This is a genomic window from Demequina sp. B12 (assembly GCF_028823635.1).
In the GTDB taxonomy this organism is placed as follows: Bacteria; Actinomycetota; Actinomycetes; order Actinomycetales; family Demequinaceae; genus Demequina.
The window spans coordinates 260,656-281,872 of sequence record NZ_JAPEHU010000002.1 but is presented as its reverse complement, the minus strand read 5'-3'; the positions used below and the strand labels follow the sequence as shown (position 1 = coordinate 281,872).

Genomic DNA, 21,217 nt, shown 5'->3' with positions numbered 1-21,217 from the left:
GGGTCCACAAGGCCCTCGCGGGCGACTAGACTGTCGCGCATTATGGCGAAGGAACCTGAGAAGAAGCCGAAGATGCGCCACCTCATCAAGCAGGCGTATACCTCTACTGCCCCTGATGACAAGTGGCTGCTGCCGCTGCTGATCCTGATTCCGCTGGGAATCATTGGTGTGGGACTCGCGATCGGCCTGATCTCCGGCTCCACCTGGGTGCTCGTGTACTCGCTGATCCTCGCCATTCCGCTCGCGCTGCTGGCGGGCATGTACACGCTGACCCGCCGCTTTGAGCGCAACGCGTACATCCGGATGGAGGGCCAGCCTGGCGCTGCTGTCGCCATCGCACAGTCGATCCGTCGCGGATGGCTCTTCCAAGAGCAGCCGATGTCGGTGGACCCACGCGGCAAGGGCATCGTGTTCTACGGCGTAGGTAAGGGTGGTGTCGTGCTTCTCGCCGAAGGCGGCAACTCCGCCAAGAAGCAGGTCGAAGCGGCAACGCGCCGCATCACCAAGCTCGTCCCTGGGGTTCCGGTGGATGCCATCTACGTCGGCCCCAACGAAGGCCAGGTTCCGCTGAAGAAGTTGAACTCGACGATCAAGAAGCGCAAGAAGGCACTCAACAAGCACCAGCGTGAGCAGGTCATCGGACGCCTGCGCGCGATCGGCGGACAGAAGCTGCCGGTGCCGAAGGGCGTGGACCCCATGCGCGCACGTCCTGACCGTAAGGCGATGCGCGGACGCTAGAAGTCCGTGAGTCGACCTACGAGTCGGAAAACGTTAAGCGAAGGCGGCCGTCAACGACGGCCGCTTTTGCGTTGCTGAAGTCACCAATGCGGCGTTGCTGGTCAAGCACCTCGGAGCGCCCGCCTCCCACCACGACAACCTGACACCCTGCGGCCAGACCCGCACGGATGCCAGCATCGGTGTCTTCGAAGACCACGCAATCACCTGGCGCCACACCTAGGCGCCGTGCCCCTTCACGAAAACCCTCCGGGTCTGGCTTGCCGTGTGCCACGTCGTCTGCGCCAATCAGGACATCCGGCACATCAATGCCCACTGAGGCGATGCGTGCCCGAGCCGGTTCACGTAGCGCGGATGTCACGACTGCACAACGCTCACGCGGCAGCGAGTGGACGAACGCTCCCGCGCCTGGGATCTCCCGCACCACGTCGAACATGGTGGCTTCGAGGTGATGGATGTGATCAAGCCACCACTGGATCTGTTCTTCGTCGTCAAGGTGATGCGCAACAGTGGCGCGGGACGGGCGGCCGTGGGCGAACCTCCGCACCTCCGTCGCGTCAAGGTCATGCGCCGCAGAGAACTCATTCCAAATGACATCGACGAGTGCATTCGAATCGACCAACGTGCCGTCCATGTCGAACAGGACGGCGTCCACGTCAAGTGACCACGAGGTCATGAGGCGTCCTTGCGTGTGGACTCGACCCTGGTGCCCATCAGGCGGTCATGAAGTCCGCGGCCTTCCGAGTCCCACACCACAGCTGGAATCACCAACGCCAACAGCACGGTCCGGCCCGCTGCCTTGATGGGGCCCACGAAGCGTCCGCCATCCTCACGGACCACGCGCACTCCCGCGAGGCGGTGCCCGATGGTCGTGCCAAGAAGCGCGACCAGCACGAAGTGCTGCAGCGCCCAGATCGCCAAGGTCGCTAACGGGGACCCTGCCACCAGGATGCGCTCCAGACCGGTCGTGTCGACATATTCCGGCTGCACAAAGAACGCGGAAGAAATCACCAGGCAGAGGAACCAATCGAGGCCGATGCCCATGAGGCGGCGTCCCGCCAGAGCGCTAGCGGCATTGGTGGAGTCAGAATCGGTACGGTCGCTCACCGGGCAATCGTAACTGCGAGGGGTGTAGTGTCGAAAGCGACACCGATGTCGGCGCCTTCGTGGCGCACCCGGTGGCCCCATGAAACACTTTCGTAACATTGGGCGAATCTGAGGGAAATCCCATCGCCGTAGAGTGGCGCGTGCCATTCCAGGCCAGACCAATACTCACGAGGAGTACACGGATGTTCAAGAATGCCGAAGAGGCACTCGCATATGTGAAGGATGAGGCGGTCGAGTACATCGACATCCGCTTCTGCGACCTGCCCGGTGCCATGCAGCACGTCAACGTTCCTGCCTCGCAGTTCGAGACGGTGCTCGAAGAGGGTGCGGCATTCGACGGTTCGTCGATCCGCGGCTTCCAGGCCATCAACGAGTCCGACATGAAGCTGATCGCCGACCTCCAGACGGCGTACATCGACCCCTTCCGCAAGGCTAAGACCCTTGTCGTGAACTTCTCGGTCGTTGACCCCTTCACCAACGAGCCCTACTCGCGTGACCCCCGCAACGTTGCCATGAAGGCTCAGGAGTACCTGAAGTCCACCGGCATCGGCGACACCGCATTCTTCGCCCCCGAGGCCGAGTTCTTCCTCTTCGACTCGGTGCGCTTCGCGACCAACCAGCACGAGGGTTACTACCACATCGACTCGTCCGAGGGCTGGTGGAACACCGGTCGTGAGACTGAGCTCGACGGTTCGCCGAACCTCGGCTACAAGACCCGCTTCAAGGGCGGCTACTTCCCCGTCTCCCCCGGCGACCAGATGGCGGACCTCCGCGACGAAATCTGCACCGTCCTGGGTGAGGTTGGCCTGGACCTCGAGCGCGCACACCACGAGGTGGGCACCGCCGGTCAGCAGGAAATCAACTACCGCTTCAACACGCTGCTGCACGCAGCTGACGACATCATGAAGTTCAAGTACGTCGTCAAGAACGTGGCCTGGAAGAACGGCAAGACCGCCACCTTCATGCCTAAGCCGCTGTTCGGTGACAACGGTTCCGGTATGCACGTCCACCAGTCGGTGTGGAAGAACGGCGAGCCCCTCTTCTACGACGAGGCTGGCTACGGCGGCCTGTCTGACGTTGCTCGCTGGTACATCGGTGGAATCCTGAAGCACGCTCCGTCGCTGCTCGCCTTCACCAACCCGACCGTGAACTCGTACCACCGCCTCGTGCCCGGCTACGAAGCTCCCGTGAACCTCGTGTACTCGGCTCGTAACCGCTCCGCCGCGGTCCGTATCCCCGTCACCGGTTCGAACCCCAAGGCCAAGCGCATCGAGTTCCGCGCCCCTGACTCGTCCGGTAACCCCTACCTCGCCTTCGCAGCTCTGCTGATGGCCGGTCTGGACGGCATCAAGAACAAGATCGAGCCGCCGGCCCCGATCGACAAGGACCTGTACGAGCTTCCTCCCGAGGAGCACGCACAGATTCCTCAGGTGCCGGACTCGCTGTCGAAGGTTCTCGACGAGCTCGAGCGCGACCACTCCTACCTCACCGAGGGTGGCGTGTTCACGGAAGACCTCATCGCCGAGTGGATCGACTACAAGCGCAGCAACGAGATTGACCCGCTGCGTTTCCGTCCCCACCCGCACGAGTTTGAGCTCTACTACGACTGCTAAGTCTGTGTAGTCAGTAGCCCCCGACACCGCAAGGTGCCGGGGGCTACTGCTTTTCCCAGCACGTCGGCATTGAGGGTCGCTGGGATGCGGAACAATGTCGGCGTGGCACATACCTGGACTGGACACGGCGACTGGACTCTCTCCCAGGACGGTGCTCAGATCACCGTGACTACGCCGGACACGTCCGTGTCATACGCGGACGCGGAGCTGAGTCGTTTGAGCGTGCGCCGGCGCAGGCTACGCCTGCATCTCTTCTTCGATGCCACGCCTGTCCTTCATCTTGCCGGGCTCAAGACGCGGGAAGCGACACGTCTTCGCCGGACCTTGTGGCAACAGGCGACGCGGGCGCGTGTAGATTCCGCGCTGGAGGACACTGAGCGCTGCCAACAGGCTTTTGCCGCACTTCTTGAGCGACGTTCCAAGGAGGGCCGATGGATCGCCTACGACGACGTTGCAGCGGCACTTGACGGACTCCCCCGGCTGACCGACGTCACCGGTGAGTCGGCACTTGAGCGGGCCACTGTCGACAGGCTCCTTACTGACGCCGAGCGGGCCGCTCTCGCGTTCCTTGCCACCGACCACCGTGAGTTGGTTGCTGCGCGTAACCGGGAGATCATGGCGCGCGAGCTCAGGGACAACCGCGAGTTCTTCGCCAACGTAGAGAAGTCCCCGCTGACGGCAGAGCAAGCGCGTGCGGTGGTCACCTATGACAGCCGCGTCCGTGTGATCGCTGCAGCGGGCTCCGGCAAGACCTCTGTGATGGTGGCGCGGGCTGCGTACGCCATTGCGCGCGGCTTCACGACCCCGGATCGTGTCCTCATGCTGGCGTTTAATGCGGACGCCGCAGCGGAACTCCAGCAGCGTGTGGAGACACGGTTCGCGGCGCTTGGCTTGTCGTCTGAAGGGCTCAAGGCGGCGACTTTTCATTCGTTTGGTCTCGCCACCATCGGTCAGGCGACAGGGCGCAAGCCGCGGATCGCGCCATGGGTGGAACAAGGTAAGCAGGCGCAGAAGTTTCAGCAGATCGTCGATGAACTGCGCGACGGCGACCTCGACTTTCGGTTCAAGTGGGATCTGTTCCGCTTGCTGTATCGCAACGTCGCAGTCAGCCCTGACGGCGGCGAACCTGATTCGTACGACCGGGCTACCGCGACCGCAGGCTATGCGACCTACCGTGGCGAGACGGTGCGGAGCGAGGGCGAGCGACTGATCGCGGATTGGTTGTATCTCCACGGCGTCGACTACCGCTACGAACATCCGTACAGCCACGACGTTGCTGACGCGAGCCACGGCCAGTACCGCCCCGACTTCTACTATCCGAGCATCGACGTGTGGCACGAGCATTGGGCGCTGCGCGCTGATGGCACCCCGCCTGAGTCATTCGTGGGATATGCCGAGTCGATGGCATGGAAGAAACGTCTGCACCAGCACTACGGCACCACGTTGATTGAGACCAGTTGGCACTCGATCGTCGACCATTCGGGCTTCGAGGATCTCGCTCGCACGCTTGAGAAACACGGGGTGACGCTCGATTGGAACCCGGATCGCCCGATCCCTGGTGCGGAACCACTGGAGCATGAACGTCTCGCGGCAATGATGCAGTCGTTCATGAGTCACGTGAAGTCAGGTTCGTTGACCCCAGAGTCGTTGCGCGCACGGGTGGCAGCAAGCCCGGACCTCAACACCGTGCGCACCCGGCTGTTCATCGATCTCTACTGGCGCGTGCATCAACGTTGGCAGGCTGATTTGTACACGGCCGATGCTGTCGACTTTGACGACATGCTGGTGCGTGCCGCAGACCTCGTGGAACGCGATCCGCGCCTGGCGCGCTATGACCTGGTCATGGTCGACGAGTTCCAGGACACGAGCCGTACCCGTGCGCGGCTCACGAAGGCTCTGATCGCGAACCGTGGCACTCACCTGCTCGCTGTCGGTGATGACTGGCAAGCCATCAACCGGTTTGCTGGCGCAGACCTCTCAGTCATGCATGACTTTTCTTCATACTTTGGGCCGTCGCGAACTCGACGGCTTGAGACAACTTTCCGCTGTACCCAGACCACGGCCGATGTTGCTGGCAGGTTCGTCTCACGCAATCCTTCGCAGCTGGCGAAGGAGGTGCGATCCGCACACGGGGAGGGTGGCCCCGCGGTCACGATCGTCCGCGTGCCGTCATTCACAGCGCTGGCCGGTGCCATCGGCCGCCGTCTCGACGTACTCGCTCAGCGCTATCCGGGCGCTAGCGTGGACGTGCTGGGGCGCTATCGCGCTGACCGGGATGCGCTGCCCCCTCGACCACCATCGGGACTTCAGGTCGCCTTTCGCACAGTGCATCGTTCCAAGGGACTGGAGGCTGACCACGTCGTTGTGCCCCGTGTCACTCGCGGGCGCCGTGGTTTCCCCAGCACTATCGACGACGACCCGTTGCTGACGTTGGCGATGGCAAGCCCTGACACGTTCGCCCATGCGGAGGAGCGCCGTCTGCTGTACGTCGCGCTCACCAGGGCGCGACAGTCGGTGACGCTGATGACTGTCGTGGGATACGAGTCCCCGTTCATCCTTGAGCTCCTGGAAGATCCGGGCGTCATTGTGATTGACGGGGATGGCTCATCAAGTGAGGTGCGGGTGTGCGTGGCGTGCAGGCGCGGCACGCTGGTTCCACGGTCGGGAAAGTACGGCTCATTCTTGGGGTGCAGCGAGTTCCCCCGTTGCACGGCCACGGTCAAGACGTGAGTCGTCAGCAGTTGACGCGAGTAATCTCCACACGCCAGACGTCCGGGCCCTGCTCGCGGTACTCGAACATGCAGAAGCCGGGAACTTCCAGGTAGACCTCGTCGAGCAGTCCATCCATGGGTGCGTTGCTGGCCACGGTGACGCTCTCACCCGGAAGCAGGCTCGCGGTTTGCGCGAGGACGCGTACTTCGCGCTGGCGTGGAAGCAGATCCCGCAGGTCGATGTCGCGGGGCGCTCGTTGTCGCGCGGCGCGTGCTCCGCCTGGCGCGTGACCGAGGGCGATCAGGTCGATCTCGTCAATTCCGCCATAGGGAGCGAAGCCGGTGGCTGATACGCCATCAAGGCTAGGTCCGTGTGTGGTGGTGTCCATCATGACCTCCCTGCGACTTCATCACTCGCGAAAAGAAATCGGCGAGCGGCACAGTGTCCCCGGAGTGCCGCTCGCCACTTAAAAGATATGCCCGCGTCCTGGCGCTGGGACGGGACTATCGTCCCGTTTGGCCAGGAAAGTGCGCGAGGTTTCGCAGGTTTGTCACGATTCCATTGCAACCAGGTCGCGCAGCGGGATCCCGACCGCTGGTGGCTTGCACAGCGCTGTGCAAACGTTTACATTGGGCGTATCACCACGATGGCACCGGCGGTCTCCGCAGAACGCTTGGCGCACTTTGCTCAACGGAGAGGACGCGAGCCCCCATGACTTCCCCCGCCCCCGAATGGTGGCGCACAGCCGTCATCTACCAGATCTATCCCCGCTCGTTTGCGGACGCGTCTGGAGACGGCATCGGCGATCTTGGCGGCATCACCGCTCACCTCGATGACCTTGCAGAGCTCGGCGTCGACGCCATCTGGCTTTCCCCTTTCTATGTCTCACCCCAGAAGGACGCCGGCTACGACGTTGCCGACTTCACTGACGTCGACCCGCTGTTCGGCACTCTCGACGACTTCGATGCCATGGTGGACAAGGCCCATGCACTCGGCCTCCGCGTGATAGTCGACATCGTCCCCAACCACAGCTCCGACCAGCACGCATGGTTCCAGGCGGCCCTCGCAGCACCTGAAGGTTCAGCGGAGCGCGCGCGCTACATCTTCCGCGACGGCAAGGGCGAGCACGGCGAACTCCCCCCGAATAACTGGGACTCGGTGTTCGGCGGACCGGCATGGACTCGCACCACTAACCCCGACGGCACCCCAGGACAGTGGTACCTCCACCTGTTCGACTCCAGCCAGCCCGACTTCGACTGGTCGAATGAGGATGTCCTGAACGAGTTTGACCGCGTCCTGCGGTTCTGGCTCGACCGTGGCGCTGACGGCTTCCGCGTCGACGTGGCGCACGGCCTCATCAAGGCCGACGGTCTCCCCGACTTCTCGTACGACGACGACACCAACTCGATGGGTGGCGTCGAAGGCCCGACCGCGCCGTACTGGGCGCAGGAAGGTGTCCACGAGATCTGGCGCCGCTGGCGCCGCGTCATCGACGAATACGACGGCGACCGCATCCTCGCCGCCGAAGCCTGGGTAGTGCCGCTGTCACGCATGGCGAAGTGGGTGCGCCCAGACGAAATGCACCAAGCGTTCAACTTCGGTTACCTCGAAACCCCGTGGAAGGCCGATGCCCTGCGCACCATCATCGACGAGTCCATCGACGAGTTCGGCAAGGTCGGGGCGCCCTCCACGTGGGTGCTGTCCAACCACGACGTGGTCCGCCACGCAAGCCGCCTGGCACTGACTGCCGAAAATCCGCAAGGCCACGGCATCGGCCCGCTGTCCAAGGGCCTGCCCGACCCGGTCGTGGGTCTCCAACGCGCCCGTGCAGCGAGCACGCTCATGCTCGCCCTTCCCGGCAGTGCCTACGTCTACCAAGGTGAAGAACTGGGACTGCCAGAGGCCATCGACATCCCTGACGACGCCCGTCAGGACCCCACCTGGTTCCGCACGGAGGGTGAGCGCTACGGCCGCGACGGCTGTCGAGTTCCGTTGCCATGGCGCGCCGATGCGCCTGCCTACGGTTTCTCCGGCACAGGCGAAGCCTGGCTACCCCAGCCTGTACAGTGGGCGGAATACGCGCGGGATGCGCAGCGGAGCGATGACTCGTCGACGCTACGGACATACCAGCGGGCCTTGCATCTGCGCCGCGAACTCGGCCTCGCGACCCACACCCTGGAGTGGATCACGGATGCCCCTGCTGGAGTGGTCGCGTTCCGTTCAGGAGACATCGAGGTCTACTCGGTCGTCGATGCAGACGCTGCGATGACGTTGCCTGACGGCGAGGTTCTTCTGGCGTCCTCAGAGATCACCGATACGATTCCAGCGGACACGACTGTCTGGCTACGGCGCTAACTGTTACCGACCTACCACCGAGGGACCCTCACGATGGCAAAGATCCACAAGGTTGCGGAACTTGCCGGCGTGTCCACAGCGACCGTGTCGCGTGCCCTCGCCGGTAAGTCCACGGTCTCTGACGCCACCCGAGAGCGAGTGGAGGCAGCCGCCAAGGAGCTGGGATACGTTGTCTCGTCCTCCGCCTCCTCCCTCGCCTCGGGGCGCACCCGAAACGTGGGGATCGTGCTTCCCCACTTGCGCAGTTGGTTCTACATGGCGGTCCTGCGCGGGGCACAGTTGTCCCTCGCTGATGCTGGCTACGACGTCACGCTGTACCACTTGGCGGAAGATGACGACACGGCCGCCGAGGGGGACAACCCGCGACGCGCCCGCCTGTTCGACGAGTTCCTGCGCCGCAAGCGAGTTGACGCCCTCATCGCCATCAGTCTTGACCTGACAGAAAACGAAGTGGCACTCCTCGCTCAGTTGAGGCGACCCGTGGTAGGCATCGGCGGCCCGCTGCCCGGCATCCACACGATGAGCCTTGACGACACCGCTGTGGCGACCGCCGCAACGATGCACCTGGTGGAGCTTGGTCACCGCTCGATCGCCCACTTGTCGGGTGGCCCCAGCTTCGATGTGGGCTTCCACCCTCCGGCCAACCGTCGCGCGGGTTGGGAGGCTGCGTTGCAGTCCGCGGGGATCGAGCCTGATCCGCTACTTCTCCGTGAAGGCGACTTCACGATCAAGGGCGGCTACGACGCCACCGTTGCACTGCTCGACGACCCGCACGTGTCCCCCACAGCGATCTTCGCCGCATCAGACGAAATGGCCTTTGGAGCGATGATGGCGGTGCGCGACCGGGGCCTTCGAGTACCTGAGGACATGTCCGTCATCGGCATCGACGGCCATGAATTATCCGAGGTATTTGGATTGACCACCGTGGACCAGTTTCCCGAAGTGCAGGGCCGCCACGCGGCGGAGATTGTGCTGCACGAACTCGACAAGGCACACCACGAATCCATGGATGAGTCCCTGCCGTGGGAGCTGGTTGCCCGCCGCTCCACCGCTACCCGGCAGTAGTCCGGCGCCAGGGAACGGTCCGATGCAGGACGGCACACCTCCCGCGCCACGCATCCTCGTGGTGGGCCCGGTCGCGTGGAATCACCTCATCACGTTGCCGTGCCTGCCCGCGCCCACGCCGCACATGGAGATGGCATCACATGCCCGGTGGACGCTCGGCGGCACCTCCGCAGGAAAGGCGCTCAACCTTGCAGACTTGGGCGCCGACGTCCACCTCATCACGATGCGCGGCGACGACGAAGCCGGGCGCCAGGTGTCCCACAGCTTGCACCATCCACGCCTGACCGTGACATGGCTGGACTCCCCCACCACGGAATCCCACACCAACCTGATGACGCCACGCGGCGAGCGACTCTCGATCTACACGGCAACGCCAGGCGAGCCGTCCCCCACACAGGTCGCCCGCGTGGTGGACAGTCTGCAGGGAGCCGATGCCGTGGTCGCCGATCTGTCCCCAGTCACGTTGGCAGCACTGCCAGAGATCATCGCCAGCGGTCTCCCCGTCCTGGTGGATCTGCACGACTATGACGGAGACAACTCGTTCCATCGTCCCTTTCGTGACGCGGCAACCGTCCTCACCATGAGCAACGAGAAGTTGCCCCACCCGGAACCATTCCTGACCGACGTGGTGGAACACGGCGCCGCGCTCGCAGTCTGCACCCGTGGTGCCAGCGGTGCGGTGGGCGTCAGTAACGATGGCATCCACGAAACACCTGCCGCCGGCGCCCTGGTCGTCGACACGAACGGCGCAGGCGATGCCTTCGCCTCCGCCCTGTTCCTTGCATGGCTTGACGGAGCGACGCCTGGAACGGCGATGGAAGCTGGCGCAGCCCAGGCGGGGCGGGTTGTCGCTAGTGCGACTCTCCTGCCGTCGTAGCCTCTGATTCCTGCCGATCCTCCAACGTTGGCGACGGCTCATCGTCCTCCGTGCCGCCCGGAATGAACCTCAGGGCCAGCACAAACGCCAGCGCAATTCCGAGCGCCACAAGCCCCAAGGTCAGCAGGATGGTGGTGAGCGGCGCCAACGCGGCATCCGCGACAACGTCCTCAATCAACGTTCCCAAACCGCCTTCCGGACCACCAGGCACAAAAGCGGCAATAGTCCTGGGGCCCAGGTATTCCAAGGTCAGCGCGACACCCACGCCGATTGCTCCAGCGCCCACGAGCGCACGGGGCAGGAACCACTTCCAACGTGGCGCGATGGCGATCCCACCAGCGATGAGCGCCGCACCGATCCACCCGAACCAGTGCGCCGCCCACACCAAAGCTTGATAGCCGGATCGGACATCCTCAAATGTCTCCGCGTCGATGATGTCGACCGCAACCGGTTCAATGGTGATCTCCGGAGCCAACAGACCCACCACGGGGATCTCATTGATGCGGTCGTTCAACCGCGCACCGGGGTCGAGGTAGATGCCGAACGGAGCTGGCTCCCGCTCAGGGTCGGAGATCTCCGCCAGGAGCACGTTCTGCGCACGGTCAGCGCCTGTCAGCAACAGGTCCTGGAAGGCTTCTGACTCGACAGCATCCACAGTCAGATCGTGGATCTGCTGTTCGAGGAGGCCCAAGGCAAAGGTACCGATGCGGCCGTCAACCTGGTTTTCGAGCGCGAGCACTACGCCATTGGCGATGACCTCTGCTGTCTGCTCCGAACGCACCACGGACACCACCAGGTTCTCAGCGGCAGTGCCGTCCTCGATGCTGTCGGCGGCTTTCTGCGATAACGCCCACGCCACTACCAGCATGGACCCCAACACCACAAGGAAAGCCGAGGCGATACTCCGTACGTACTTCACTGGTGAACCCCTCCGGTAGTCCGCATGGGCCCAGGCTAGCGGCGAGAGCCCACGAGACGCCCCACCGCCGCCATCAGTACGCTCCCCGCGAGACAGGCAGCACCGATCAGCGCAGCACGGGTTGCCACCGAGCCCGCCTCATTCGACGTGACAGTGTCCTCCCACACCTGGCCGAGCATGCCGTCCAGGCCACCTGGTAGTACCGACATCACCGACTCCGGTCGCACAAAGGCCACCACAGCCGCGAACACCAGACAGAGGACACCCACAGCGAGGAGTGCCTTGCTCACAAACCACCGACGACGGTGGGACACCAGGACCCCAACAGCCAGGCATGCAAGGCCCGCCCACAAGCCCCAAGCAGCTAACCAGGCCGCGCCGGCGTACCCCTTCCTGGAGTTCTCCATCGCTTCTGCATTCAAGACCTGAAGCTCAACCGGTGCGACCGTGACATCAGGGGCAAGGTCACCGACTCGGCCGGCATCGTCAATGCGGGCGTTCACCAAGGACGACACGTCGACTGCAAGAACGAGTGGAGCCGGTTCTCGATCATCGGCAGTCAACTCGGCCAGGAACGAATCTTGGACCGCCGCTACCTGCACCATGACAGCGTCCTCGAATGCGGGAGATGTGACGGCACTGTCAACAGCCGAGCGCACCTCTCCCTCGACGCCAAGCGCATCGGCCTCGATCCCCCGCTCGCTCAAGGAATCGAGAGTCTGGTCCTGTACTTGCGTAGAGAATGCCGACAGCACGCCCGGCAGATCGAACGCAGTGGCAGCCATGCTTGTGAGCGCAGTGCCTTCCTCCACGGACCGCACCACGATGGAACTCGTGGCCCACCCCACAATCAAAAGCGCACCGGCAAGGATGCTGATCGCAGAAACCAGCGTCCGGACAAGCCTCACTCGCGGTCCTCCCAACCGTAGAACACGCGTTCAGTGACCGTCCGGGCATGGCGAGTGGTCCGCTCGTACCGGTCTCGCAGTTCCAGACCGGTCTCGGGGGTTGCCATGATCTCAGTCAAGATTGCCAACTCGTGAGGGTCGCCAGGAATGACGTCCGCCTGCTTCGCTTTGCCGCGCAACGCAAGCGCACCACGGATATCGGTGGCCAGGACCCACGCGCTCCGCAAAGTCTCGGCGTCGTCCGCCGCGATGAGTTCAGCGTCGACCGCCGCATCGAGAGCCGCGAGGGTGCGCGTTGTCCTCAGCCCCGGAACATCCCTGCCATGCTGAAGCTGCAGAAGTTGAACCGACCACTCCACGTCAGACAGCCCACCCGGGCCGAGTTTGAGGTGGCGCTTGGGGTCCAGGCCCCGGGGCAGACGCTCCGACTCCATCCGCGCCTTGAGTGTGCGCATCTGCTTCAGCGCATTCGCGGGCAGATCCTGCGGATAGCGGACCTCGTCGATCATGGCGACGAAGGATTCGCGGAGGGCGGTCTCTCCGGCACAGGGGCGAGCACGCAGCAGGGCCTGTGCCTCCCAGGGGTCGGACCACCGTCCGTAGTACTCGGTACAACTCTTGAGCGAGCGCGCCAAGGGTCCATTGCGGCCTTCAGGCCGCAGGTCTGCGTCAATCGGCAACGGTGGCTGACTCGACACCTTTTGCAACATCGATCGCACGGTCTGGGCGACCTTGACCGCGAGCGCCTGCCCGTTGTCAGCGTCGCCGTTCCAGACGAACTGTACGTCGGCATCGGAGTTGTAGCTCATCTCGGCGCCGCCGTAGCGCCCCATAGCGACAACGATCATCTGGATGGGCAGGTCGTCGACTCCTGCATCGCGTGCCACTTCCCACCTAGCGACGCGCAGTGCACCTTCGATCACGACGTCGGCGCAGTCCGTCACGGAGGCTGCGGCTTCGGTGGAGTTGATGAGTCCTAGGGTGTCGGCGGCCGCAACGCGGGCGAGTTCTCGGCGACGTAGCCCGCGCAAGGCTGCGCTGGCGTGCTCGGGGTCGTCAGTGCGGGTGAGGATCGCATCGGCTTCTTGCCAGAGCCGCTCGCGCGTGCGTGGGGTGAGGTCGGAGTCGTTGTCGAGCCACGTGATGTGTTCGGCGGAGGCGAGTAGAGCGTCGGTGACATAGGGAGAGGTCGACAGGAGCCGTGCGAGCCGTTCGGCAGCGGATCCGGAGTCGCGCAGGAGCTTGAGGTACCACTGTGAGTCCGCGAGTTGTTCCGACAGTGTCCTGAAAGCCAGGAGCCCGGCATCGGGGTCCGCGCCTTCGGCGAACCAACCGATCATGGCGGGCAGCAGCTGTCGTTGGATGGCGGCCCGCCGGGACACTCCGTCGGTGAGTGCCACGATGTGCCGTTGGGCTGCGGAGGCGTCGAGGAAGCCGACTGCGGCGAGTCGGTCACGGGCGGCCTTGTCGTCAAGTTTGGCTTCGTCTGCGCTCAGCGACGCGACGAGCGGCAGGATTGGCCGGTAGAACATGTCGAGGTGCATCGCGCGCACGTCACGTCGTGTGTCGTGCCAGACCTCGTCCATGTACTCGACGGTGGCGAATCCGGATGACCGGGCGAGGACACGCTTGCCGAGGTCGTCGTCTGGCATGACGTGGGTGCGTTGGAGCCGCCGGAGTTGGAGTCGGTGCTCCCATACCCGTAATTGGCGATAGGAGCGGTCCATCTTCGCTGCGTCCGGCCGGCCCACGTAGCCGCCGTCACGCAGTGCCCGGAGTGCAACCAGGGTGGTGCGCGACCGCAGGGACTCGTCGTGGCGTCCGTGGACGAGTTGCAGGAGCTGGATGGTGAACTCGACGTCGCGTAGCCCGCCTGCTCCCAGTTTGATTTGGCGGTCTGCGAGCTCTGCGGGCACGTGTTGTTCGACGCGCTTGCGCATGGCTTGGGCGCCTGCGACAAAGCCATCTCGCTCCACGGCGGTCCACACCAGCGGCCAGACTGCGTCGAGGTATGCCTGGCCGACGTGCTGGTCGCCAGCGATGGTCCGCGCCTTCAGCAGTGCTTGGAACTCCCAGGATTCGGCCCACCGGTCGTAGTAAGCCTTGTGGGAGGAGACGTTGCGGACGAGTGCGCCGTCTTTGCCTTCGGGGCGAAGGTTGGCGTCGACCTGCCATAGCGGTGCTTCTGCTGCGGGACGGTCGCATGCGCGCGCTGCTGCGGAGGCGAGGCGCGTCGCGATGGCGATCGAGACGTGGTCCTCAATGCCGTCTGCTGGTTCTGCGACGAAGATGACGTCGACGTCTGAGACGTAGTTGAGTTCGCGCCCACCGCATTTCCCCATCCCCATGATGGCGAGCCGTGTCTTCGCGTGCTGGGGTTCGTCGGCTCTGGCGATTGCTAGGCCGGCTTCGAGGGCGGCTCCGGCAAGGTCGGCGAGCGCTGCCGCAACGTCGGGGAAGATCTCTTGCGGCTTGGAGTGCCACAGGTCTTCTGCCGCGACCCTCATGAGGTGGCGACGGTATGCGATGCGCATGGCGCATACGCCTTCGTCACCGTGGAGCGTAGCGACGGGCACGTCTGCGTCGGGGTCAGCACCCACGGATGTGAGAAGTTCTCGCCGGAAGTCCACGGTCGTGAAGGACTGCCCCGGCGGCCATTGTGCGAAGTCCGCCACATACTGCGGGTGCCTCACCAGGAAGTCGCCAAGCGCCAGCGAACCACTCAGCAGCAAGCCCAAGGTAGCGCCCGCATCGGTGTGGCGTAGGCCTACGAGGAGGTCCAGGCAGTCAGCGTCGCGCGCAGCCTCGGCAAGCCTCAACAGTTGCAACAACCCGCCGTCTGGGTCAGCCGCATATGACAGCGCGTGTGCGGGGTCGTCGACTACAACCCCAGTGACGTCATAGAGCGAGGCCAGCAACTGCTCTGCGCGAGCGGTGTCGAGCACTCCGGCCCTACGCAGACGTGTCGCGAGGGATACCTCTCGCGTACTCATGGAGGCTCCGTCGCGCTAGAGGACCGGCAGGTACTGTTCGAGTTCGTAGGGGGTGACCTGTGCGCGGTAGGCCTCCCACTCGGCGCGCTTGTTGCGCAGCACGTAGTCGAACACTCGCTCACCCAAAGTCTCCGCGACCAGTTCCGAACGTTCCATGACTTGGATTGCCTCAGACAGCGACGCCGGAAGCGGCTCGTACCCCATGGCGCGGCGTTCTGCGGGGCTCAACTCCCACACATCGTCTTCCGCACCGTCGGGAAGTTCCAGGCCTTCTTCGATGCCCTTCAGGCCAGCAGCAAGCAATACCGAGAAAGCCAGGTAGGGGTTCGCAGCCGAGTCCATGGCGCGGTACTCCACGCGCGTGGACTGGCCCTTGCCCGGCTTGTGCGTGGGCACACGCACGAGCGCCGAGCGGTTGTTCGATCCCCAGCACACGAAGGACGGGGCTTCTGCGCCGCCCCACAGGCGCTTGTATGAGTTCACGTACTGGTTGGTGACGGCCGTGATCTCTGGGGCGTGCTTGAGCAAGCCTGCAATGAACTGGCGTGCCACGGGCGACAGCTGATGGTCAGCGCCGGCCTCGTAGAAGGCGTTCGAGTCACCTTCAAAGAGGCTCAAGTGCGTGTGCATACCGGAGCCGGGACCGTCCACCAGTGGCTTGGGCATGAAGGATGCAAAAATCCCCTGCTCCAGCGCAACTTCCTTGATGACGGTGCGGAACGTCATGATGTTGTCCGCCATCGACAACGCGTCCGCATAGCGCAGGTCGATCTCGTTTTGGCCGGGACCAGCCTCGTGGTGAGAGAACTCCACGGAGATACCCATGGATTCGAGCATGGTGATGGCTTCACGGCGGAAGTTGTGAGCGGTTCCGCGCGGCACGTTGTCGAAGTAGCCGGCTTTGTCGACGGGGCGCGGCGGCATGCCGGGCTCAGGCTTGTCGAACAGGTAGAACTCAATCTCCGGGTGCGTGTAGAACGTAAAGCCCTGCGCAGAGGCCTTGTCGAGGTTGCGCTTCAGCACCTGACGCGGGTCCGTCAGAGCAGCTTCGCCGTCCGGTGTCGAGATGTCGCAGAACATGCGTGCAGCACCCTGACGGGCACCACGCCACGGCAGGATCTGGAACGTGGAGGGATCGGGCTTGGCAATCATGTCCGCCTCGTAGACACGAGTCAGACCCTCAACCGCCGAACCGTCAAAGCCAATGCCCTCGGAGAATGCGTTCTCCAACTCCGCAGGCGCGATCGCGACAGACTTGAGCACACCCAGCACATCGGTAAACCACAGACGGATGAAACGGATGTCTCGCTCCTCCACACTGCGGAGCACGTATTCCTGCTGCTTATCCATGTCCCCATCCTGCCTTACCTACGTGTCCTTTGTGTAACGTCTTGCCGCGGTTCGCGCCACCGTGTCGCAGCCACCAAGCCCGGCACGCATCGGCCCCCGCCCCTACTACGCTTACACGCATGACGACGCTGCGCATCGCACTCGCCCAAGTTAACTCCTGTGTAGGTGACATCGCTGGTAACTCTGCACTTGTGGTGCAAGCGTGCCGTGATGCACAGGCGCAGGGTGCAGCGCTCGTCGTGTTCCCCGAGATGGTGATGACGGGATACCCCATCGAGGACTTGGCGCTACGCGGCAGTTTTCAACGTGCAAGCGCCGATGCCGTCGAGAAGTTGGCCGCCACCCTCGCCCATGAGGGGATGGCCGACCTCACAGTCGTCGTGGGCACCCTGGGGACCTCCGCTGAGGGTCGCCCGCTCAATGAGGCAGCGGTACTGCGCGGAGGCGACGTTCTGCAGCGCTACGCCAAGCATCACCTCCCCAACTATGGAGTGTTCGACGAACGCCGCATCTTTGCCACGGGGAACGAACCCTGTGTCATCGAGGTCGCCGGCAAGCGGGTCGGTATCGCAATCTGCGAAGACATCTGGGTCAACGGCGGCCCCGTCGCTGAACTCGCGGCGCTCGACATCGACCTGCTCGCCGTTCTCAATGGCTCCCCGTTTGAAGAAGGCAAGGGATACATCCGCACGGCACTGGTCCGGCAGCGCGCAAGCGAAGTAGGCGCACCCGTTGCCTACGTCAACCTGTGGGGCGGACAGGACGACCTCGTCTTCGACGGCCACTCTTTCATCGTCGACACCGATGGCACCTGGATGGCGAATGCCCCCGGATTCGAGAATGCGCTGCTGGTGTGGGACTTGCCCGACTCCGGCACGCCCGCATCACCCGGAAGCGTCGTGGACTTCGCCTCCGAAGACGCGCAGGTCTACCGTGCGTGCGTTACCGGGCTACGCGACTACATCGTGAAGAACGGGTTCCGCTCCGTCGTCTTGGGCTTCTCGGGCGGCATTGACTCGGCGCTCACCGCGGCCATTGCGGCCGATGCGATCGGAGGCGCCAACGTCGTGGGCGTGTCGATGCCCTCCGAGTTCTCCTCGGACCACTCCAAGGACGATGCTGCGGACCTCGCAAAGCGCTTAGGCGCCGACTATCGCGTGGAGCCCATTGCAGGCATCGTCGACGCCTTCCAACGTCAGCTTGCGCTCACTGGAGTCGCCGACGAAAACCTTCAGGCGCGCGTGAGAGGCGTGATCCTCATGGGTATCTCCAACCGTGAAGGACACCTCGTCATCGCCCCGGGCAACAAGTCCGAGCTCGCCACCGGCTACGCCACCATCTACGACGCCGGCTCGATCGGCGGCTTTGCTCCCCTGAAGGATGTCGACAAGACCCGAGTGTGGGACCTGTCGCGGTGGCGCAACGCGTATGCCCGCGAACGCGGAGAAGTCGAGCCCATTCCCGACAACTCCATCACCAAGCCACCCAGCGCGGAACTGCGGCCGGGACAGGTCGACCAAGACTCGCTCCCCCCGTACGAACTCCTGGACGAGGTCCTCGACGCATACGTGGAGCACGCGGAAGGACGCGAGGAACTCCTGGCGCGTGGATACGATGAGGCCGTCGTCGACAAGGTGCTGTCCCTCGTCGACCGCGCCGAATGGAAGCGCCGTCAATACCCGCCGGGCCCCAAAGTCACCGCACTAGCGTTCGGGCGCGACCGGCGCCTCCCCATCACCAGTAGGTGGCGCGAGCTGTCGTAGCGCACGGATTCTACGGGCAGTCCCCGGGCTCACCACAGGACCCCACGGGTAGGTAGCGGGAGGCGAAAAGCCTAGAGTGGAAGCATGAAGAAAGTTCGGATCCACCACTTTGCCGAAATGAAGCGGCGCGGCGAGAAGATCACCATGCTCACCGCATACGACTACCCCACAGCCCGCGCGTTCGACGCGGCCGGAGTGGACATTCTGCTGGTGGGCGACTCGCTGGGCGACAACATGCTGGGCTACGACTCCACCGTGCCGCTCACGCTCGACGAGATGATCCCCTTCGCCCGCGCGGTGTCGAAAGCAGCCGAACACTCCTTCGTTGTTGCTGACCTTCCCTTTGGGGCGTACGAGGTTTCCCCGCAGCAGGCCGTCGAGTCCTCGATCCGCATGATGAAGCTCTCCGGGGCTAACGCCATCAAGTTCGAAGGCGGCCGCCGCATTGCTGCACAGGTGAAGGCAGTCACGGACGCAGGCATCCCCTTCTGCGGGCACCTCGGGTTTACGCCCCAGTCAGAGAACGCTTTGGGCGGCCGGCGGATCCAGGGTCGTGGCGACGGCGCCTACGACGAGATGCTCGCCGATGCCCTGGCGCTCCAAGAGGCTGGTGCGTTCGCTGTGGTCCTTGAGATGGTCATCGCGCCGGTTGCGGAGAAAATCAGTGCCGCGCTGGACATTCCGACGATCGGAATCGGCGCTGGCGCTCACACCGACGGTCAAGTTCTAGTGTGGCTGGACGCACTCGGTGTTGGCGACTGGCACCCCAGCTTCTCCAAGCAGTTTGGCTCGATCGGCGCAGCAATGCGTGACGGCGCAGCCGCCTACGTCGCGGAAGTCAAGGGTGGCCAGTTCCCCACCGCAGACCACACCTTCGACGAGTAGGACTACTCGCCGCGCCACTCACGGTCGGCATCGTCCCACGCCTCTGTCCGCTTCTTCGCGGTCTCTAACGCGCGCTGCGCTTCTTCCCGCGTCGAGTAAGGCCCCATGCGGTTCTCCCACGAACTCATGGGGCCTTCTTCGACCTCACCGGTACTCGTGTTGAAGTAAAACTCTCGGTTACTAGGACTCTCGTTCGACATTCGCCTCGCCTCCACCAATAGACTGCCAGGCATGAGCCCCGTCCGCGAACCGATCACCAAGGGCACAGTTTCACCCCTGCGTGACGTGCCTACTTCCATTGCCCGCCCTGAGTACGTGGGCCGCACCCACGCCGCTACGTGGGAAGGTGGCGACATTCACGATGCCGAGACGGTCGAGAAGATCCGCATCTCCGCACAGATCGCCGCCCAGGCGCTTGCTGAGGTCGGCAGGCATGTCGCCCCCGGCGTCACGACGGACGAGCTTGACCGGATCGGCCACGAGTTCGTACTCGACAATGGCGCCTACCCCTCGACCTTGGGTTATCCCGGAGCAGCGGGACGGCCGCCATTCCCGAAGGCGCTGTGCACCTCGGTCAACGAGGTGATCTGCCACGGAATCCCCGACTCGACCGTCATTGAAGACGGCGACATCGTGAAGGTCGACATCACCGCGTTCAAGAATGGCGTCCATGGTGACAACTGTGGCTCCTTCATCGCTGGCGAAGGAAGCGACGAAGCCCGCAAGCTCGTCGAAGTCACCCATGAGGCAATGATGCGCGGCATCAAAGCCGCGCGCCCCGGACGCGAAGTCAACGTCATCGGTCGCGTCATCGAAAAGTACGCCGCACGGTTCGGCTACGAATCTGTCAGGAACTACACCGGACATGGTGTGGGACCCGCCTTCCACACCGGCCTCATCATCCCCCACTACGACGCCGCCCCCCTGCACGACGACGTCATCGAACCAGGAATGGTTTTCACCGTCGAGCCGATGCTGTGCATCGGCTCCGAGGAAAGCAACGAATGGGACGACGGTTGGACTGTCGTCACAGACGACCGTTCTTGGGTGGCACAGTTTGAGCACACCATCCTCATCACCGACGAAGGCGCGGAGGTCCTCACACTGCCATGAGCAAGAACATCGCCATCGGAGTCGATATTGGCGGCACTGGCATTAAAGCCGCCCCCGTCAAACTCAAGAGCGGCAAGTTTGCCGACGAGCGCTACCGCATTCCCACCCCCGACCCGTCGACGCCCGATGCGATTGCCCGCACAGTTGCGAAGTGCATCGCACGCTTTGAGCCGTCCCGAAAGACCGCTGTCGGAGTCGCATTCCCGGGTGTCATCCAAGGTGGCGTGGTGAAGACCGCGGCGAACCTCGACCAGTCTTGGATCGGAATCAACCTGCGCGAGCTCATTCGCGACTACGCAGGCCACGACGTGTACGTCATGAATGACGCCGATGCTGCGGGCTTTGGCGAGCACCACTACGGCGCGGCGCACGGCCGGGACGGCGTGGTCCTCATGACGACCCTGGGCACTGGCATTGGCACCGCGCTGATCGCGGACGGTCAGCTCGTGCCCAACACTGAGTTCGGCCACACGATGATGGACGGTGAGATCGCCGAGTACTGGGCGGCAGAGTCCGCCCGTTCACGCCTGAACCTCGACTGGGATGGCTGGATCGCAAATCTTCAACGCTTCTACTCCGAGATGGAGCGTCTGTTGTGGCCTGACTTGATCATTGTGGGAGGCGGCGTTTCGAAGTCGCACCACATGTTCTTGCCGCACCTCACGCTACGTGCACCCATCATTCCCGCTGAGTTGCGCAACGGTGCCGGAATCGTGGGAGCTGCCGGCTGGGCACATCAAGCAGCCAAGCGAGAAGAAGACCGCGTGAAGAGCGAAGCAAAGGCCGCTGCCAAGCGTGCGAAGAAGGCCGCTGAGGCGTGAT

At 63.8% G+C, this 21,217-nt stretch carries 18 protein-coding genes; 10 read left to right on the top strand and 8 right to left on the bottom strand.

What is annotated here, in order from left to right:
- The first annotated feature begins 42 nt into the window (after positions 1–42).
- On the top strand, positions 43–738 hold the full coding sequence (locus ON058_RS05855; RefSeq protein ID WP_274668094.1) for a DUF4191 family protein: 696 nt from the start codon (positions 43–45) through the stop codon (positions 736–738).
- A gap of 16 nt (positions 739–754) precedes the next feature.
- Here the strand turns inward: ON058_RS05855 and ON058_RS05850 are convergent, their stop codons facing one another.
- Positions 755–1,411 carry an HAD-IA family hydrolase gene (locus ON058_RS05850; protein ID WP_274668093.1) on the bottom strand — a complete coding sequence of 219 codons (657 nt, stop codon included), beginning with the start codon at positions 1,409–1,411 and terminating at the stop codon, positions 755–757.
- A complete protein-coding gene (locus tag ON058_RS05845; protein ID WP_274668092.1) occupies positions 1,408–1,842 on the bottom strand; it encodes an RDD family protein in 435 nt (144 codons plus the stop codon). Before ON058_RS05845 ends, ON058_RS05850 begins: the two co-directional genes overlap by 4 nt.
- Positions 1,843–2,024: 182 nt before the next feature.
- Between ON058_RS05845 and glnA (ON058_RS05840) the strand changes: the two genes are divergently transcribed.
- Positions 2,025–3,455, top strand: a complete 1,431-nt coding sequence (gene glnA / locus ON058_RS05840) for a type I glutamate--ammonia ligase (RefSeq protein WP_274668091.1) — start codon at positions 2,025–2,027, stop codon at positions 3,453–3,455.
- Positions 3,456–3,557: 102 nt separating this feature from the next.
- Positions 3,558–6,185, top strand: a complete 2,628-nt coding sequence (locus tag ON058_RS05835; protein ID WP_274668090.1) for a UvrD-helicase domain-containing protein — start codon at positions 3,558–3,560, stop codon at positions 6,183–6,185.
- Positions 6,186–6,189: 4 nt separating this feature from the next.
- On the opposite strand, the gene ON058_RS05830 is transcribed toward ON058_RS05835, so the two are convergent.
- Complete coding sequence (locus tag ON058_RS05830; RefSeq protein WP_274668089.1) at positions 6,190–6,555, bottom strand: DUF2249 domain-containing protein; 366 nt, start codon at positions 6,553–6,555, stop codon at positions 6,190–6,192.
- Between the two features lie 323 nt (positions 6,556–6,878).
- Between ON058_RS05830 and ON058_RS05825 the strand changes: the two genes are divergently transcribed.
- From ON058_RS05825 to ON058_RS05815, 3 genes are read left to right on the top strand one after another with little or no spacing between them, the layout of a single operon-like run.
- Entirely contained in the window at positions 6,879–8,522 is a 1,644-nt protein-coding gene (locus tag ON058_RS05825; protein ID WP_274668088.1) for a glycoside hydrolase family 13 protein, read from the top strand.
- 33 nt (positions 8,523–8,555) lie between these two features.
- Complete coding sequence (locus tag ON058_RS05820; protein WP_274668087.1) at positions 8,556–9,587, top strand: LacI family DNA-binding transcriptional regulator; 1,032 nt, start codon at positions 8,556–8,558, stop codon at positions 9,585–9,587.
- A 22-nt stretch (positions 9,588–9,609) separates the two neighbouring features.
- Positions 9,610–10,464, top strand: a complete 855-nt coding sequence (locus ON058_RS05815) for a carbohydrate kinase family protein (protein ID WP_274668086.1) — start codon at positions 9,610–9,612, stop codon at positions 10,462–10,464.
- Here ON058_RS05815 and ON058_RS05810 read toward each other — a convergent pair.
- From ON058_RS05810 to glnA (ON058_RS05795), 4 genes are read right to left on the bottom strand one after another with little or no spacing between them, the layout of a single operon-like run.
- Entirely contained in the window at positions 10,439–11,383 is a 945-nt protein-coding gene (locus ON058_RS05810) for a hypothetical protein (RefSeq protein WP_274668085.1), read from the bottom strand. The genes ON058_RS05815 and ON058_RS05810 overlap by 26 nt on opposite strands.
- A gap of 35 nt (positions 11,384–11,418) precedes the next feature.
- Complete coding sequence (locus ON058_RS05805) at positions 11,419–12,291, bottom strand: hypothetical protein (protein ID WP_274668084.1); 873 nt, start codon at positions 12,289–12,291, stop codon at positions 11,419–11,421.
- Positions 12,288–15,284 (bottom strand): bifunctional [glutamine synthetase] adenylyltransferase/[glutamine synthetase]-adenylyl-L-tyrosine phosphorylase, encoded by a 2,997-nt coding sequence (locus ON058_RS05800; protein WP_274668083.1) that lies wholly within the window; start codon positions 15,282–15,284, stop codon positions 12,288–12,290. The genes ON058_RS05805 and ON058_RS05800 overlap by 4 nt, the downstream gene beginning before the upstream one ends.
- Before the next feature lie 15 nt (positions 15,285–15,299).
- On the bottom strand, positions 15,300–16,634 hold the full coding sequence (glnA, locus tag ON058_RS05795; protein WP_274668082.1) for a type I glutamate--ammonia ligase: 1,335 nt from the start codon (positions 16,632–16,634) through the stop codon (positions 15,300–15,302).
- A gap of 119 nt (positions 16,635–16,753) precedes the next feature.
- On the opposite strand from glnA (ON058_RS05795), the gene ON058_RS05790 reads away from it, so the two are divergent.
- The gene (locus tag ON058_RS05790) at positions 16,754–18,397 is read left to right on the top strand and encodes an NAD+ synthase (protein ID WP_274668081.1); all 1,644 of its coding nucleotides are present in this window, start codon (positions 16,754–16,756) and stop codon (positions 18,395–18,397) included.
- 84 nt (positions 18,398–18,481) lie between these two features.
- Positions 18,482–19,282, top strand: coding sequence for a 3-methyl-2-oxobutanoate hydroxymethyltransferase (gene panB / locus ON058_RS05785; protein ID WP_274668080.1), 801 nt, complete (start codon positions 18,482–18,484; stop codon positions 19,280–19,282).
- Between the two features lie 2 nt (positions 19,283–19,284).
- Here panB and ON058_RS05780 read toward each other — a convergent pair whose 3' ends face one another.
- Positions 19,285–19,482 carry an SPOR domain-containing protein gene (locus ON058_RS05780; RefSeq protein WP_274668079.1) on the bottom strand — a complete coding sequence of 66 codons (198 nt, stop codon included), beginning with the start codon at positions 19,480–19,482 and terminating at the stop codon, positions 19,285–19,287.
- Positions 19,483–19,513: 31 nt separating this feature from the next.
- Between ON058_RS05780 and map the strand changes: the two genes are divergently transcribed.
- On the top strand, positions 19,514–20,395 hold the full coding sequence (gene map, locus ON058_RS05775; RefSeq protein WP_274668078.1) for a type I methionyl aminopeptidase: 882 nt from the start codon (positions 19,514–19,516) through the stop codon (positions 20,393–20,395).
- The gene (ppgK, locus tag ON058_RS05770; RefSeq protein ID WP_274668077.1) at positions 20,392–21,216 is read left to right on the top strand and encodes a polyphosphate--glucose phosphotransferase; all 825 of its coding nucleotides are present in this window, start codon (positions 20,392–20,394) and stop codon (positions 21,214–21,216) included. The genes map and ppgK overlap by 4 nt, the downstream gene beginning before the upstream one ends.
- Position 21,217 lies beyond the last annotated feature (1 nt).